The organism is Paenibacillus hunanensis (genome assembly GCF_034055775.1).
GTDB lineage: Bacteria > Bacillota > Bacilli > Paenibacillales > Paenibacillaceae > Saccharibacillus > Saccharibacillus hunanensis.
This window is the reverse complement of sequence record NZ_CP139194.1, coordinates 1,309,588-1,326,911: the sequence shown is the minus strand read 5'-3', so window position 1 is coordinate 1,326,911 and position 17,324 is coordinate 1,309,588. Positions and strand designations below refer to the sequence as shown.

The 17,324-nt window shown below is 48.9% G+C and carries 14 protein-coding genes; 3 read left to right on the top strand and 11 right to left on the bottom strand.

The features are described from left to right. Positions 1 to 11 precede the first annotated feature (11 nt). Positions 12 to 821, top strand: coding sequence for a histidinol-phosphatase (locus tag SK066_RS05275; RefSeq protein WP_320543909.1), 810 nt, complete (start codon positions 12 to 14; stop codon positions 819 to 821). Positions 822 to 984: 163 nt separating this feature from the next. On the opposite strand, the gene SK066_RS05270 is transcribed toward SK066_RS05275, so the two are convergent. The 10 genes from SK066_RS05270 to SK066_RS05225 form a co-directional block, all read right to left on the bottom strand. Then, a complete protein-coding gene (locus SK066_RS05270; protein WP_188776983.1) occupies positions 985 to 1,164 on the bottom strand; it encodes a hypothetical protein in 180 nt (59 codons plus the stop codon). A 294-nt stretch (positions 1,165 to 1,458) separates the two neighbouring features. Further along, positions 1,459 to 2,427, bottom strand: coding sequence for a DMT family transporter (locus SK066_RS05265; protein ID WP_320543908.1), 969 nt, complete (start codon positions 2,425 to 2,427; stop codon positions 1,459 to 1,461). Continuing rightward, positions 2,424 to 3,062 (bottom strand): GNAT family N-acetyltransferase, encoded by a 639-nt coding sequence (locus tag SK066_RS05260; protein WP_320543907.1) that lies wholly within the window; start codon positions 3,060 to 3,062, stop codon positions 2,424 to 2,426. The genes SK066_RS05265 and SK066_RS05260 overlap by 4 nt, the downstream gene beginning before the upstream one ends. Before the next feature lie 18 nt (positions 3,063 to 3,080). Next, the gene (locus SK066_RS05255) at positions 3,081 to 3,842 is read right to left on the bottom strand and encodes a metallophosphoesterase family protein (RefSeq protein WP_320543906.1); all 762 of its coding nucleotides are present in this window, start codon (positions 3,840 to 3,842) and stop codon (positions 3,081 to 3,083) included. A gap of 119 nt (positions 3,843 to 3,961) precedes the next feature. Next, positions 3,962 to 5,095, bottom strand: a complete 1,134-nt coding sequence (locus SK066_RS05250; protein WP_320543905.1) for a metallophosphoesterase — start codon at positions 5,093 to 5,095, stop codon at positions 3,962 to 3,964. Positions 5,096 to 5,500: 405 nt separating this feature from the next. Next, positions 5,501 to 6,283, bottom strand: coding sequence for a DUF3891 family protein (locus SK066_RS05245; protein WP_320543904.1), 783 nt, complete (start codon positions 6,281 to 6,283; stop codon positions 5,501 to 5,503). A gap of 179 nt (positions 6,284 to 6,462) precedes the next feature. After that, the gene (locus tag SK066_RS05240) at positions 6,463 to 7,260 is read right to left on the bottom strand and encodes an AAC(3) family N-acetyltransferase (RefSeq protein WP_320543903.1); all 798 of its coding nucleotides are present in this window, start codon (positions 7,258 to 7,260) and stop codon (positions 6,463 to 6,465) included. A 165-nt stretch (positions 7,261 to 7,425) separates the two neighbouring features. Continuing rightward, positions 7,426 to 8,214 carry a succinate dehydrogenase iron-sulfur subunit gene (gene sdhB / locus SK066_RS05235; RefSeq protein ID WP_188776976.1) on the bottom strand — a complete coding sequence of 263 codons (789 nt, stop codon included), beginning with the start codon at positions 8,212 to 8,214 and terminating at the stop codon, positions 7,426 to 7,428. Between the two features lie 196 nt (positions 8,215 to 8,410). Next, entirely contained in the window at positions 8,411 to 10,153 is a 1,743-nt protein-coding gene (gene sdhA, locus SK066_RS05230; protein WP_188776975.1) for a succinate dehydrogenase flavoprotein subunit, read from the bottom strand. A gap of 87 nt (positions 10,154 to 10,240) precedes the next feature. Beyond that, positions 10,241 to 10,909: a succinate dehydrogenase cytochrome b558 subunit gene (locus tag SK066_RS05225; RefSeq protein ID WP_320543902.1), complete on the bottom strand. Its 669-nt coding sequence runs from the start codon at positions 10,907 to 10,909 to the stop codon at positions 10,241 to 10,243. A gap of 330 nt (positions 10,910 to 11,239) precedes the next feature. Between SK066_RS05225 and SK066_RS05220 the strand changes: the two genes are divergently transcribed. Both SK066_RS05220 and SK066_RS05215 read left to right on the top strand, forming a co-directional pair. Next, positions 11,240 to 12,235 (top strand): LysR family transcriptional regulator, encoded by a 996-nt coding sequence (locus SK066_RS05220; protein WP_188776973.1) that lies wholly within the window; start codon positions 11,240 to 11,242, stop codon positions 12,233 to 12,235. Positions 12,236 to 12,467: 232 nt separating this feature from the next. Next, on the top strand, positions 12,468 to 14,795 hold the full coding sequence (locus tag SK066_RS05215; RefSeq protein WP_320543901.1) for a CPBP family glutamic-type intramembrane protease: 2,328 nt from the start codon (positions 12,468 to 12,470) through the stop codon (positions 14,793 to 14,795). Between the two features lie 258 nt (positions 14,796 to 15,053). Here SK066_RS05215 and uvrC read toward each other — a convergent pair whose 3' ends face one another. After that, entirely contained in the window at positions 15,054 to 17,225 is a 2,172-nt protein-coding gene (gene uvrC / locus SK066_RS05210) for an excinuclease ABC subunit UvrC (protein WP_320543900.1), read from the bottom strand. Positions 17,226 to 17,324 lie beyond the last annotated feature (99 nt).

The following is a 17,324-nucleotide window of genomic DNA, read 5'->3' as shown; positions in this document are numbered from 1 at the left end:
GGAGCGAGCCCATGAAATTTGATCTTCATACTCACCATTATCGCTGTGGACACGCGGATGGGAATATCCGTGATTATATTGAAGCAGGTATTAGCGCCGGTTTGCAAGTGATCGGTATTTCCGATCATACCCCTTATTTTGGCTTTGAGGAGGATCAGGCGTTTCCGAATACAGCAATGGGCAAAAGCCAGCTTGCTGATTACGTTCAGGAAGTTCTTGATCTGAAAAAGGAATATGCGGGCAAAATTGATGTATTGCTCGGAATCGAATCCGACTATTTTCCACATCATGCCCATTTATACAAAGCAGCACTGGATTCGTATCCATTTGATTATATTATCGGCTCCGTTCATTTTAGCGGCGGCTATAGCATCTTTGACCCGACACGCTGGGATGGACTCAGCGAGCAGGAAAAGGTCGCGACCAAGTCGGAATATTTCCGTATGATCGGGGAATCCGCTAAAAGTGGCATGTTCCACATCCTTGGTCACATTGATGCGATGAAAAGCAGGTATCCAGAATTCAGCGATATTGAAGCACCGGAAGCGCTGGACGATATGCTACGCACAATCGCTGATTCCGGCGTAGCCATCGAAGTGAACACGTCCGGCAAAATTAAACTGTGCGGACTATGGCATCCGATCGATTCGATGCTGGAACGCGCCTTCCATTTTGGCGTAGAAATTTCCTTTGGTTCCGACTCTCATGTACCGGAGCGTGTAGGCGATGACTTCGAGCTCGTAGCGAATAAGCTGCGTGAGATTGGCTATACGGAATGGGTGTATTACAAGCAAAAGCAGCGCCAGGTCGTTGCGCTGTAATACAAGGCTTGCTAAGAAGCTCTATCATAGACAAGTGATCAGCGATATAGAATTGGAATGTCCGTAAGACAGAGGTAATCCATATTATGATTCACAAATAAACACCGTTCCATCTGCTATATGTGGTAGAGCTGGAACGGTGTTTATTTTATCGTTTCACACATTAACTATGTCGTTTGCGGAATTTTCTGATGCCATAACCAATGCCGTAGCCACAAGCCACGATAGCAACACAGGCTAGACAGACAAGCACAATTTGCCATGTGATTTTTCTTTCTAGCAAATAAAACACCAATAAACCGGTAATAAAAGAGGATATGAGATTAAGCAGCATCTTTTTCATCAATTCGCCCCCTACATCCTGAATTGGTCATTCATACTGGTAAAGTTTGGATATACCAACTATATCATGCCAAGGGCTCTACGTTATAGTTTTTTCGTTACATCCACACTGTCCTTCTATCCAAAAAGAAGACCTGCCCACAGGGGACAGGTCCTTTTGCATGTATCAAAAAGGGGGTCTTGCTATGTATCATAAAGCAAGCTTGTTAGGATTGCATTGCAGCTATGTTGCAGTTGTATAACAATCACTACCAAATCCTGTACGATCTCTAGATCAAAGCGACTGACGAGTGAATCAAGCCTGTTTACGAACAGGCTTATTACTACCACTAGCCACCTGTCCTGCACGTCGTCCACGATTTACAAGCACAATGCTTGCGGTAACAAGTACCAGCGCAACCAGCGACCAGATCGAAGCGCGTTCGCCAAGCCAGACGGCAGAGAGTATCACACCAAAAGGTGGGGTCAAAAAGAGATACATCGATACACGACCCACCTCATTATATTTCATCACGGTATTCCAGAGCGCAAAGGCACCTGCCGACAGCAACGCCAGGTACAGTAGCATAAGCAGCCCTACACCATCCCATGCAAATGGAAACGGATGACCTGACGCGCAACCGATCATCACCAAGCCCAATCCACCCCAGAACATTTGCCTTCCGGTTAGACTAATGACTGGCTCGATCGCTGCCTCGCGGCGTGCCAGCACATTACCGACTCCACCGGATAACGCGGATAATAGCATCAGTAGCTCTGCTATGCCAAATGTAACATGCAATTGATTGCCAGATGCCATGCCCATCACCGCAATACCGCCAAAGCCGAGCAGTAGCCCCATCCATTTACGCAGGGAGAGCTGCTCCGTCTTCATCATCCAGCGCACGGCTAACAGCTGAAAGAGCGATACAGAGCCTGCGATGATCGACATCGTCATGCCAGAGCCCTGTCCGAGTGCTGCATATACAAACACATATTGCAGAAAGGTTTGCAGCAGTGCAAGCACGAGAAGAGAAGATGCCCTGACCCGATTCGGCTTCGTCCCCTTCCGCTGTAGCAGGCGAGCCAGTACCATCAGAAGTAGCCCTGCTAGCACAAAGCGATAGCCTGCGAACAGCCACTGAGCAAACAAGTCATTGGGGGCAATACCCAGATGATGATAGCTCAGCTTGATAAAGGGCAGCGCACTGCCCCATAGGATCGTTGCAGCTACTGAGCTTACGATAATACCGGTGGTACTGGTGAACCAGCGTTCAGTCGTCATGAGGAAAAGGACTCTCCGCTATGATCTAATAGCTGTGCATGCATCGCCGCCCGCTCCTTACGCAGCGCGAACTCACTGTTCGCAACCGAATATACAACGATGCCCATCTCCTGCCAGTAGCTACGAATGCCGGAATTGGATGGCGGCTGCTGGCGCATGCCGTTTTTCTCCAGTACGCGAATAGACAGATCATTTTTAATATGGCAGCGTCCAACGATATGAGACAGATCCATGTCCTGAAATCCGAATTCGACCAGTCGACCTACCGCTTCGGTCGCATAGCCCTTGCCCCAGAACCGTTTACTGAGCGCAAAGCCGATCTCTGCGCGAGCAGCGCGCTCATCCCAGCGCTGGAAGGAGCATACGCCATACATCTGATCGCCTGCCGCAGACATAATCGCAAAATGAATCGAGCTCATGCTGCGAAAGGCTTCCTCTACACGTCGCCCCAGCCGATCCGGTTGCAGTACCTGATACTCCTTCATCTCCGGTGTACCGTATAAATAGGTGATCACCTGCGGATCGCTAGCACAGTCCCACCAGCGTTCAATATACTCGGCAGTCAACCGACGAAGCGATAGACGCTCGGTATACAGATCAGGTACTCCTTTTTTCAAATCCTCTTTATTCAGCATGGTCGCTCCTCCAGTCGCTTACGTCTGCAATCCCCGGTAAATACCGGTGCGCAGTTCTTTAATATAAAAATCAAGCGCCGGAATACCGGCATCCTGTGCATCCTGAACCGCCTGCTCCACGTCATAAGGAATACGCATAAATTGTATCGAATACGGAACCAGCTCTGTCGCGTCTGCTTCTCCTTCCAGAATAACATAGGAAGCGCCCTTCCCGTCGAGCGGATTGCCAATACTACCTACATTAAATAACACATGTCCATCCAGATGCTGCATATAGGCATTGTGAATGTCCCCATAACCGACAATATCGGGCAGACGTGAATAGAAGGGACTGCTTTCTACTGCAAATGGACTCCCTACTTCAACCGCCGTGAACATACCTAATCGTGCCTCCATCGCATCCCATGGCTGTACGCGCTGAAATACACTTTCCGGTGAAGCATGAACGAGCGAGATCAAACGTCCACTCAGTGTAAAATCATACCGCAGTGGCAGGGAATCGAGATAAGCCAGCCGCTCTGCACCAAGACGTCTCGCATGCCAGCCGAATAGCTCATCCTTCTCGCTCATTCGTACAATGAGCTCTTCCCAGTTGCCGCGCAGTACAACCTCGCAGCGCTCCTGTACACTATCGGTAATCCGAATCGAATCCGGCCCTTTGCCGACCAGATCACCAAGGCAAAAGATGCGCTTGATTCCGCGGCTGTTGATATCGTCCAGCACAGCCTGCCATGCTGGATAATTGCCATGAATATCAGATACAAGTGCAATGCGTTCCATGAAAAATCCCCCATCTTGACCGTTTGCCGGTATTCATCATCTTTTGCTGAATATTGCTTGCTGTTGCTCATCTATTTTAACTTGCACGTTCATATTTCATCGCCAGCTACATGCGTTATTCATGATTGCTCTTTTCGATAAAATGTAAAAATCGTCAGCTCCGGTCGGCACATAAATCGTATCGGCAGCTGTGACATCCCAATACCGCGATTGACGTACAATGGCAAATGCCCGCCTTTCCCTGCACGATAACCGCCCATAATGTATTTGCGCGAGCCCTTTGGTGTAATGATCGCACCGAATAGCGGTAATCGAATCTGTCCGCCATGACTGTGACCGGATAGCTGCAAGCGGAACTGGAGCTCTTCAGGCACTCGATCGGCATAATCTGGCTCGTGCATGAGCAGTAGACGACAGGCTTGCTCTGGAATGCCACGCGCTGCCTTTTGCACATCAGGATTGCCGAGCAGCTGATCATCCAGGCCTGCTATCGCCAGAATGCCGTCCGGACGACGAACGAGACGATGCTCATTGATCAGCACGTCAAAGTCGCCCTGCTGGAGTAGCCTCGTAACCGCCACCACATCGTCCAGATAATCATGGTTACCCAATACGGCATACTTGCCCAGCGGCGCCTGTAGACGCTGTAGCGCCGCTACACCAGCGGCTAGCTCCTGGGCATACTCATCCACGATATCGCCTGTAAAACAGATCATATCCGGCTTTTCCTTATTGATCACGTCAACGAGCTGCTCCAGATCGTTTGTGTTTTTGCCCATACCGAGATGCATATCACTGAACTGAACGAGCCGCATTCCATTCAAGCTTGCAGGCAGATCAGGTAGCTCCAATCGAATATAAATTTTCTCCAGCCAGTTCGGTTCGCCGAACCATGTATATCCTAAGCCGCCTGTACCCAGTGCGACGCCAACCGCTGCACTACCTTTTAGAAATTGTCTGCGCGTGATACCGCGCTTGCTGCGCTTAGCTGCGGATGTAGCTGGCTTGGTTGGATCAGACGATAACGCTGGATCTGGATTCGGTTCATCGCCTAACGTGAACATGGCTGGATGATTCGTATGCCTATTGCTAATTATGTTTAGACCCGTAAGGAGCGGTTGCCGGAAGTGGAGTCGATGCAGACCTATCCATGCTGGCGCCGCTCCTTTATCTGTATAGGTTACTTGCTTGCGATACTTCAGGTACGTTCCCTCCGTTTCCTGACCGAATCCACGTGATCCAGTCGGGGGCACACCGGCATACCGTTCAGGCTCCGGCTGCGATATATTTATTGACTATTTTGGCGCAATACGATTACTGTCGTCAAATATACCGCAGATATGCAAGAGGATTGCTGTGCTGTACGATTATTTTTAACATAGATGATACGACTGGCAGTATATTGCTGCGAGTCGATAAACAGTTCCGATAGGCCATATACCTTATGATAAGTCCTACCGCTTCTTCAAGAACAATTTTTTGAAGAAACATATTAAGCGGTCATACTGGTCATACTGCCAGGTTAATGTCTTCACTCTATATACGCCCTATGGCTACACTGCATCATTCTAGCGATCTCTTTTTCTGTATTCCGTTCAACAGAATGTCCTTGTTGCTCTGTTATTACTGGTCTGGTTCTGGGTACCAGGCTCTCTTGCTCAAGCCTGCGGCTGCTTGCCCTTGAACACGATACGCTGGAGACACTCCTCTGAAGCCTCATACGCCTCTGCTAGCCCCTGTTCAGCGATCGACGACTTAGACACCTCACGGTATACAATTGTCACTTCCACAGGCTGCTGGAACGGGAAGGGGTCAAGCTCCACATAACGCTCGTCCAGCCATCTTGGCATGATCGTCTCATAGTTAGCAGCCTCCATCTTCTTCCCTACATCGAAGCCGTCCTTCCACCAGTCCAGCTCATGCGCCTTATCCACGCCTGGCTCATTCAGACACGCATACAGGGATAGATCGTCACATAGCTCTAATACAGCGCGATGGAAGCGTAGCTCGTCTTCTCCAGGGGACGTGAGCGCCTTGATGCGCTCCTGACGCTCCTGCTCTTCCTCCAGAAATGCCCGGCAAAATGGATCTTCTGCGCCATAATGACTGATCAGCGCACAATAATGCAGGCTTGCTAGCATCGCAGCATACGGACTCATTTCCTCCATTTGATCAATGCCATAGCGATAAAATACCAGCTTCGCTGGCTCAGGAAAGTCCAGAAACGAAAATGGACGCTGCTTCGCATCATTCCAGATCGGAATCCGATCTAGTGGAATCCAGCCGCGATCATGCTGCTCACAGCCAAGCAATACCTCGTCCCAGCGCTTCTCATCGCGAGTCGGCCCGGCATGCAGACTTCGGGAAAATTCACCGGACACACGCGCATGGTCATGCTGACGAATCATAATAAACGAATGCTCTCTTTCTCTCCAGATCATAAGGAAATGCCTCCTTTGGCGAATAAAAGTAGAATGATGCTGTAATGAATAGATGAGGATGGCGATAGCCAATCGGCATCGTGCCTATCATACACCGACCTATGTAGAACACATCACAGACCGTAGCGCTAGCTAAAATTATGACTCCAGCGCACGCGTCTGTTTCTATTTATATAGCCTTAGCGATTCGTTTCCAACCAGCCTGCTGCATAATCGACCAGTGCTGGCTGTGAGATCAAGCGTGCTCTGGCATTGCCAACGGTACCGCTGACAACGAGATGTGGACAATCCGCTTCCAGATTCGCACCAATATCATCAAAATCATCCGAATTAAAATTCAAATCGCGAAAACGAACCCATTGCTTGCCTTTATCCGTCATCACAGGCGCATCCATCATAATCGTTTTTTTATCATTCCATTCCGCATGATATTCTGCCAGATGGATGGATGTGTTGGTCACATATTCGGTGCCTAGCATGAGTACATAGCCTTTAGCATCATACAGATGCTGGAGCGGTGAACCGTTGCCAAGTCCGTAATCCAGCTCATGCTTTTCCGTCCATGCCTGCGCATGCTTGCCCCATACCGCAAAGGATACATGCGGATGCAGACTACGTAACACACCACGCTGCTTGCGGAACGTTTCTGCGATAATGCCCATGCCGCTTGTGACTGTAAAATCTGGATCATATGGTGGCATACTTTCTCGAATCAGGTCCCACCAGCGCGGATCAGCAGGTGGATAACGCCACAGCTTCGGATCGGTCAACTGCGACGTCTGCGTTGGCATCATTAATGTGCCCTCTGAACCAAGCACATCCTCTAAGGCGAGAATGACCGTTTCCGCTCCGCCGGGAATCCAGCCGCCTATACTTTTAAGTGAAGAATGTAGAAGAATACTCATACCCGGCTGTACTCCGAGTGCGGCAAATTCTGTTTTGAGCTGCGTAAAGCTAATTGGTTTTTCCGTGATCATATAACTTCCTCCATGGTGTGCTGCGACTTTGATGTGAAAAGCTCCTACAAAATAATAAAAAGCGGGTCGCACTGGATATGCGCAACCCGCCTTTGCCGAAATGGTTCCCTCACTACTACTCGGACCGAACCATACTCGATTCACTATATTGCCGGTTGATACTGATTATACACTCAACCAACGTTTAAACATACGCTTATTCGTTTCCTTATTCAGGTCAGCAATAGACGTTGTGAGCGGGATGCCCTTCGGACATGAACGCACACAGTTTTGCGAGTTACCGCAAGCCTCAATACCGCCTTCGCCCATAATCGCATCCAGACGCTCTTCTTTGTTCATTTCACCTGTAGGGTGAGCATTGAACAGACGCACCTGAGACAGAGGAGCAGGACCGATAAAGTCCGTTTTCTCGTTTACGTTCGGGCAAGCTTCCAGACATACGCCACATGTCATACATTTGGACAGCTCATACGCCCATTGGCGTTTCGTCTCTGCCATACGTGGGCCTGGGCCCAGATCGTACGTACCGTCGATCGGAATCCATGCTTTAACCTTTTTCAAGGCGCTGAACATACGGCTGCGATCGATAACGAGGTCACGCACAACCGGGAATGTTTTCATTGGTGCTACGGTGATCGGCTGCTCCAGCTTGTCGACGAGAGATGAACAAGCCTGACGCGGCTTACCGTTGATCACCATCGAGCAGGCACCACAGACTTCCTCCAGACAGTTCGATTCCCAGCATACTGGCGCAGTGTCTTTGCCGCTGCTGTTTCTCGGATTGCGCTGAATCTCCATCAATGCGCTGATCACGTTCATACCCGGACGATACGGAATTTCAAATTCCTCTGTATAGGATGGGCCTTCTGGCTTGTCCTGACGGGTGATGACGAACTTCACTTTCTTGGCTGTCTGCTGTACGGCCGGATTTCCGGTTGAAACTGCTTCCGCCATGGTAATGCCCCCTTCATTTCATAGGCTAAATGCTTACTTGACTACCAACCGAGTGAAAAGTCAGGCTATCTCCAAGCGATAACCCGACCTGTACGTCTGTTTCTTTGTAAAACCTTTTTGTTGAGCCTTGTATTCATATCGGCACATACCGTGCCTGACTATAAGTGTGAAAAGAAATTCCTATCCCGCGGCTTAATCAGCTTTTGGAATAGTCACGAATACGAGGTGGGATCAGCGATACATCAACTTCGTCATACGAAATCTTAGGACCGTCTGCTGTCCACGACGCAATCGTCGTTTTCAGGAACTCTTCATCGTTACGCTCTGGGAAGTCTGGCTTGTAATGCGCACCACGACTCTCGTTACGCATCAGCGCGCCCAGCGTCATCGCTTCGGCAAGCTCCAGCATATTCCACAATTGACGAGTGAAGGCTACACCCTGGTTGTTCCAGCGAGAAGCATCATTCACATCAATTTTAGTGTAACGCTGCTTCAATTCCTTGATTTTGTTGATCGTTGCTTGCAGCTTGTCGTTGTAACGAACAACCGTCATGTTGTCGGTCATCCATTCGCCCAGCTCACGGTGGATGACATAAGCATTTTCGCTACCATCCATACCAAGCAGACGCTCGTATTTTTCTTCATGCTGCTTACGCGATTGGTCGAACAACGATTGCGGCAGATCCGCAGCCGATTTTTTCAGACCTTTCACATATTCTACTGCCTTCGGACCGGCTACCATACCACCGTAGATAGCTGACAGCAAAGAGTTCGCGCCCAGACGGTTTGCACCGTGATACTGGTACTCACATTCACCGGCTGCGAACAGCCCCGGAATATTCGTCATCTGATTATAATCAACCCACATGCCGCCCATTGAATAGTGAACCGCAGGGAAGATTTTCATCGGAATTTTGCGCGGGTCGTCACCCATGAATTTTTCATAGATTTCGATAATACCGCCCAGCTTCACGTCCAGCTCTTTCGGATCCTTGTGGGACAGATCGAGGTAGACCATGTTTTCGGCATTCACACCCAGCTTCTGGTTAACACATACATCGAAGATTTCGCGAGTTGCGATATCACGAGGTACGAGGTTACCGTACGCTGGATATTTTTCCTCAAGGAAGTACCAAGGCTTACCATCTTTGTACGTCCAGATTCTTCCACCTTCACCACGCGCCGACTCGGACATCAGACGCAGCTTATCATCGCCTGGAATCGCTGTCGGGTGAATCTGAATGAACTCACCGTTCGCATAGTTTACGCCCTGCTGATATACCGCACTGGCTGCTGTACCCGTATTGATAACAGAGTTAGTCGTTTTACCGAAAATGATACCCGGGCCACCACTCGCCAGAATAACAGCATCAGCAGCAAAGCTGGAAATTTCCATCGAACGCAGGTTTTGCGCGTTAACACCACGACAAACGCCCTCGTCATCAACAATTGCACCGAGGAATTCCCAGTTCTCGTATTTGGTTACGAGGCCCGCGGTTTCCCAGCGACGCGCTTGCTCATCAAGTGCATACAGCAATTGTTGTCCAGTTGTTGCACCGGCAAATGCTGTACGGTGATGCTTCGTACCGCCGAAACGGCGGAAGTCGAGCAGACCCTCAGGAGTACGGTTGAACATAACGCCCATCCGGTCCATCAAGTGAATGATACCTGGTGCGGCATCACACATCGCCTTAACAGGCGGCTGATTCGCCAGGAAGTCACCACCATAGACTGTATCGTCAAAATGCAGCCAAGGCGAGTCACCTTCCCCTTTTGTATTAACCGCACCGTTAATGCCGCCCTGCGCACATACGGAGTGCGAGCGCTTCACGGGTACGAGTGAGAATAGATGCACGTGTACGCCAGCCTCTGCTGCCTTGACCGTAGCCATCAGACCAGCCAGACCGCCGCCCACGATAATAATATTGGATGTTGCCATAAGAAATTACCCTCCCCTTTAACCTGCTTGCTCCGGGGACAACTTTAGATCCGCTAAACGAATCCTAAAGACTGCCACACCGCGAATTTATGCTACCAGCGCACGAATACTTTCCAATGCAACAGTCGGGTCCTGGAACTCCACATTACGGAAGGCTACCATGGACAGAATAAACATTACGGCTACGACCACGAAGATCGTCATACAGATGTAGCTGGACACACGCTGCGCGCGCGGACCAACGGTGATTCCCCATGTAACGAGGAAGGACCAGAGTCCATTGGAAAAGTGGAAACATGCCGAGACAACACCAATCGCGTATAGCACAAAAGTCACCGGATTGGTCATAATATTGTGCATGATGCCGCCCAGCTGTTCGTGTGTAACATTACCTAGTGCAACCTGGAAACGAGTATCATATACGTGCCATGCAACATAGATAAACGTGAGCACACCCGTTACACGCTGTAGCGTATAACGCCAGTTGCGCTCATTGCCAAAGTGATTGTTGTTCGGCTTGGCCTGGTATGCGATATACAGACCGTAGATGCCATGGTACAGTAACGGCAAGAAGATAAATACAATCTCCAGAAACAGCACCAGTGGCAGACCGTTCAAAAAGGCAACGCCCTGGTCAAATGATTCCTTTCCTCCTTCATAAGCGGAAAAGTTGGTGATCATGTGCTCGATAAAAAACAGACCCAATGGAATGATCCCGAGCAACGAGTGCAGCCTTCTGGCGTAGAAGCCTTTCATGAATGACGTTCCCCTTTCATAATAAGAGCGTTTTCATTGTGACAAGCATAGATAATGCTGCCTAAACTTGAATGAACAGAACATTCGGACCTCCGCTCACTCTTGCATAGGAAGTTCCCCATCTTCCGTAGCATTGCAACCTGTTCATGACTGCGTGGAATCCCAGTATGTTGCGTATTGTGCGCACTTCGTTTGAAGGATCGTCACAGAACATAGAGTGTGAACAAGTTGTGTCATATTTTATGTTACTCTAAATTGTCTTATAATGGAATTGCAATATAATTATTAATTGTTATAACTTTTTTGCATAAGAGAGGAGCATTTCATCTGATGATCGAAGATCTCGATGTGTTTGCTGTCGTTGTGGAGCAGTCTAGCTTGAATCAAGCCTCGCGTTTGCTTAACTTATCGCAGCCTGCCTTATCTCGTAAAATTGCCAAGCTGGAGGAGCAGCTAGGTGTTGCACTCTTTAACCGCAACGGTAAGCGGCTGGAGCTGACTGCGATCGGCAGGCTTACGTATACCTTTGCATTAGAACAGCGCCAGCAGCAGCTACGCTTTTTGCAAAGTTTGAACCGTTATAAGTCTGAGGAGCAGACGACCGTAACGTTTGGCGCCAGTCTGACGACACTGCAAACGACGATGCCGCCGCTCGTACGTAGCTTTACCGAAAAGCATCCGTATGCCGAAGTGAAGCTCATTACAGGTAAGACGCACGAGATTGTCAATGACATTCGTGACAAAAAAGCCGATATCGGTATTGTCGCTTCATCGATTCATGAGTCTGGTCTGGTGTGCGTTCCATTATTTGATGATCATCTGGAGCTAGTTGTCCCCAAGGCACATCCATTAGCGGAGAAAAAGCAGCCCGGCATGCAGCAGCTGCAAGGCTTGCCGATGATCATGTTCTCCAAGGGCACCTGGTATCGTAAGCTGATCGATGATGTGTTCCATCGTTATATGGTCATGCCTGATCTGCGGATGGAGATCGATTCCTTTGAAGCGATTGTGCGACTGCTGCCGATCTGTATGGCGGCTGCATTGCTACCACGTTCGTATATCGGTGAGCAGCTATTGTCGAGCAATGAGCTAGTATCGCTACACATTCCAGAGCTGGAGCAGACACGCCGGACTACCTGCCTCATTTATAACGAAGCAGCCGATCTGGGCACAGCGGCAAGACAATGGATTGCCGATACGACCGCTGGCTTTAAAAGCCGCAAACCGATGATACGAGATGCCAATATCCGTGTCGAGGACAATCCGCCTGTACTGGAAAATGAACAATGGCCGTCTGAACGCGATAATAGCTTTAAGATTGATTAGCCACCTGTAGTAATCGTTTAATGGAGAGTACACACTGGCAGGTTGCTCTCTTTGTCCCATCAAGACAGGCATAACATTCAGTACAATGGCATGAGCGACAGATGAAGGCAAACCTTGCCTTTGCTAACAGCCTGCTGTCTTTTGCAAACCCTGTGTGATTACGTTACACTTGCAATATCTCTGTCTGGCTCGTGCCAGTACATCATTATTAATAGAAGATAGGGAGGAAGCCATGAATCCTGTAGGCCAACCTGTACACATCAAACCGAATTATAAATGGCTCGGTATACTCGCCGTCATTGCACTGCTCGTATTCCTGTTCACGCAGGTCTTTCCGATCACTGCCTCTGATACGCTAGAAGCTCAACAAACGGCATCCATTACAGAGCAGCAAGCAATTGAAAGTGCCAACACATTCAAAGCCAATCTGCCGATTGATGCCAGTGATCGAACAGCACTGAATAATCCCACAATTACCTATGTGACCGATCCAGAGCTAAGTGGCTATATTGCACGTGAAAAGCTAAGTACCGAATATACACGTAACATCGAGAAATGGGCGCCTTATGATGTGTTCCGTGTTCATTACCAGAGCTATAAATACGCCGTAGATGTTGATGTACATATGAATAGTGGGAATGTACTTGGATTTCATCTTCGTCCCACAGAGTCTGTTAGCTCGATCAGTGCGCAGTCGGATGATGGCTCACTTATTTTAGATGAAAAAGAGAAGCTCGCCATTCCGCTGCTGCAAAAGCTCGGCTATGATACATCCAAGCTCAAGCTACAAACAACCGATATTGAAACTGGACTGGATTACCTGGTTCCTGACGCTAAGCTGGGCGAGTCGACGCTGCATATTGAAATCATTTTCGAAAATGATCAGGTGGCAGCCATCACACCAACATTAACACCACCAGCTAGCTACACCAGCTACATCAAATCTCAGACAAGTCTTGCCACATGGCTTACCTTCCTTGGCTACGGCTTGTTCACACTCGTACTGGGTGTACTGGCAATCGTATTCGCTTCGTTGAAGCGTAAGCATACCTCGTTTAAAAGAGGAATCGTGCTTACCTGTGTGTACACTGCCGTTTCCATGATCAGTGTATTCAATATGTGGCCTTATCTTGAACGGGAATATGGACAAACGGGCTGGACAGGACAGCTTACCCTGCTGTTCCTTGTTATTTTACAGCTTGTACTAAATGTGATGATGGCTGTACTGCTGTACTTCTCGCTTGTTGGCGGGGATGGCCTATGGCGTGAACGTGGTCTGAATATGTGGCCTCGCTCCCGTGAGATTGGTTATGGCAAATATGTACTGCATAGCGCAGCCGTTGGTTATTTGTACGCAATCATTTTGCTTGGTGTACAATCGATCATCTATCTGATCATGGAACCGGCATTCGGCGTCTTTTCGTCCACCGATGATTCTAGTTCGCCTTACAATATGGTCGTGCCTGCACTGTTCCCCCTGCTAGCATGGATGGCAGGGATCGGCGAAGAAGGCGTATATCGCCTGTTCGGTATCGTAATGCTGAAAAAGCTGCTGCGTAATACATTTGCAGCCGCTGCGATCACATCGATCATCTGGGCGCTCGGTCATACCTTGTATCCGATCTATCCGGTTTACTCGCGTCCGATCGAGCTGCTCATTATCGGCTTACTGTTCAGCCTTGTCTTTATCCGTTATGGCTTTATCGCAGCTGTATTTGCACACGTCATGTTCGATACCATTCTCATGTCGCTAAGTCTGATGTCGCTGGGCGGCTGGGGAAATATTACGCTCGGTATCGTATATATCATCCTGCCAGCTGTTATTGCTTATATCATTTATCGTTATACACGGAACAAAGGTGTGGAGAATGCTTATCCGCCTTATGTACCGCCTGCACCGCAGCAACCGTATATGCAGCCAGGTGGATATGGGACGCCGCCGTTTCCGGGCTATTACCCAACATCACAGCAACCGTCCGCACCTCCGGTACAGCCACCTTATCCGGGGCAAGCGCCTAATGAAATTCCTAATGATCCACGCCGCTTCCATATGTATAACGATCCGGCGCAGCGACCTGCTCAAGGTACAGATCGATCCGAGCCTACAGGTACTGCTCCATCGTTCGATTCATATGGAAATCCTGTGCAGCCATCAACTGAACAGCAGGCTGGACAGCAGCCATCGTCCATATCGTTGCATAAGGCATCCAATCAGGAGACGACAGCGCTCAAGCATGAGGTGGACACCAATCCTACTTCATCGTCTCAAGCTGTAAGTCAGGACAAAGGCTCTGCCGTGAATCTAAACAAGACATCAGCTCCACAGGAGAATGAAACGCCGATTATACCGAATGATAGCTCCTTCGGTCATAACGGATACGAGACGACTCCCTCACCGTCTACATCGGAAGCCGCTCAGCATCCTTCCGATGAATCGACAGTAGCAGGAGAGCATAAGCAATCACATAGCGACACAATAGAGCAATCTCAATCCGATGAAAAGCAAGCAACACCTTCATCTGAGAATGAATTGAATACAAAGAAGGATCCTCAAGATTAATCTTTATCCTCTTTTTCGTTGATCGAATAGGGATCAAATCTGCATACCAAAAAAGCGAAGCCGCTAAAACTCAGGGCTTCGCTTTTTTATATCCATACGATTTGATATCTATACGCTTATTGGTTTGATACATGACCTTTTATACATGTTCTTTTAATAGAGATAGCTAGCTACTAGATGAAGCTATAGGGACGATACTTCGTTGCTAGCGCATCATCTTCGTCTTAGCAACTTCTTAAACTGGCATTCTCCGCCACTCTATTCCTCGCGCAATGCCTCTAAAATGGTCTGCGCCAGCTTATCCCCAATCGACAATGGACGGAAATCCTCGACACTTGCCTCACGTATTTTCTTCACGGAGCCAAAATGCTTGAGTAGCTGCTTGCGACGTTTCTCACCGATTCCTGGAATGCTATCCAATTGAGATACGATCATCGACTTGGCACGCTGTTCACGGTGGAAGGTAATTGCGAAGCGGTGGACTTCATCCTGAATTCGTTGTAGCAAGTAAAACTCCTGACTATCGCGTGCTAGGCGCACTGCTTCTGGCGGATCACCGATCATGAGCTGTGCGGTACGGTGCTTCGCATCCTTGACCAGACCGCAGACAGGAATATACAGCCCGAGTTCATTTTCTAGCACATCGACTGCCGCTGAAATCTGCCCCTTCCCACCATCGACTACGATCAGATCAGGCATTTCCAGATTTTCCTTGAGCACACGCTCATAGCGACGACGAATGACCTCGCGCATTGTACCATAATCATCGGCACCTTCAACGGTACGGACTTTGTACTTGCGATATTCTTTGCGAGCAGGCTTGCCATCGACAAACACAACCATCGCCGATACCGGATTCGTACCTTGAATGTTCGAGTTATCAAATGCTTCAACGCGATGGAGATTTTGCAGACCGATCGCCTGACCGAGATTTTCGGCAGCCTTCGATGTGCGTTCTTCATCACGCTCGATCAAACGGAATTTCTCATCCAGCGACACACGCGCATTATCCTGTGCCATCGTAACGAGCTGACGCTTCAAGCCGCGACGTGGGATATGCACCTTCACACTGAGCCATTGCTGCAATAAAGCTGCACTGCTAACAGCGTCCAGCGTTTCCTTCGTCTCTTTCGCTTCCTTCCGATCAGCACTCGCTGAGCCTGCCACCTCAGTAGGGTCAGCCGATTGTGAGTCATCTTCATCATCTTGATCAGCAGCAGCGAGCTGTTCTGCGTTCACACGCTGCAAGCGAATCCGTGCTGCAATATCAAGAGACGCATCGGCAGAATCGGGCAAAGCCTCATACGTTGCGGACGCTTCCGCTACTCTACCTACCATCTCAGCCGCTTCGTCTGCACCAGCAGACTGGTCATTCCCATCCACATCTGGACGATCCAGCCCTTCCTGCTCAGCAGCCGCTAATGATTCCTCATCAGCGCTATCCAGCTCGACGATGATTTCCTCCGCAGGCAGCATGATCTCCTGTGGCATCGCTGGATTCTCGCTATAATACTGCGTCACATAGGACATAAAGTCATTGTAAGGCTCTCCGTAAAATGGAAAGACCGAGGCGTGACGCTCGATCATTTTACCCTGGCGCACATACAGAATCTGCACGCACATCCAGCCCTTATCTACTGCAAAGCCGAAAATATCGCGGTCTTTGGCATCTGCCATCGTAATTTTCTGCTTTTCCATCAGTGCATCAATATGGCGAATCTGGTCACGTAGCTCCTTAGCACGCTCAAAATACAAATCCTCTGCCGCTTCTTCCATTTTCCGCTGTAAATCCTTTTTGATCTCCTCATGTCCACCGCTTAGAAAACGTGTAATCTCCTGCCGAATATCCTCATATGATTTCTCTGGCACCTCGTATTCACATGGCGCCAGACACTGCCCCATATGGTAATACAGGCAGACCTCCTTCGGCATCACTTTACATTTACGCAGCGGATACATACGATCCAGCAGCTTTTTCGTCTGCTGTGCTGCAAATGCATTCGGATATGGACCAAAATACTTCGCCTTATCTTTGAGCACACGCCGTGTCACTTCCAGACGTGGATGCTCCTCATTCGTAATTTTGATATATGGAAAGGTCTTATCATCCTTGAGCAGTACATTGTACTTTGGCTGATGCGTCTTGATCAGGTTACACTCCAAAATGAGAGCTTCCATATTACTTCCCGTTACAATATATTCAAAATCGCGGATATCCGCGACCAATCGCTGGGTTTTGCCATCATGACTGCCTGAAAAGTAAGAACGCACGCGGTTTTTGAGTATTTTTGCTTTACCGACATAAATAATTGTGCCTTCTCGGTTTTTCATCAGATAGCAGCCGGGCAGATCGGGCAGCAGTGCGAGCTTATTGCGAATATTGTCCATCGCCTGCTCCTGCTCCCGGATCGTTTCGATATGCGAGTCCATGGCGCTCTCCTTTCGATGTCGTCGCCCTACATTTGTAAAAGGCAACATATGTTCTATTATAAAACAAAATCCCCCTTCGAATCCATTACCCTGCCGCAA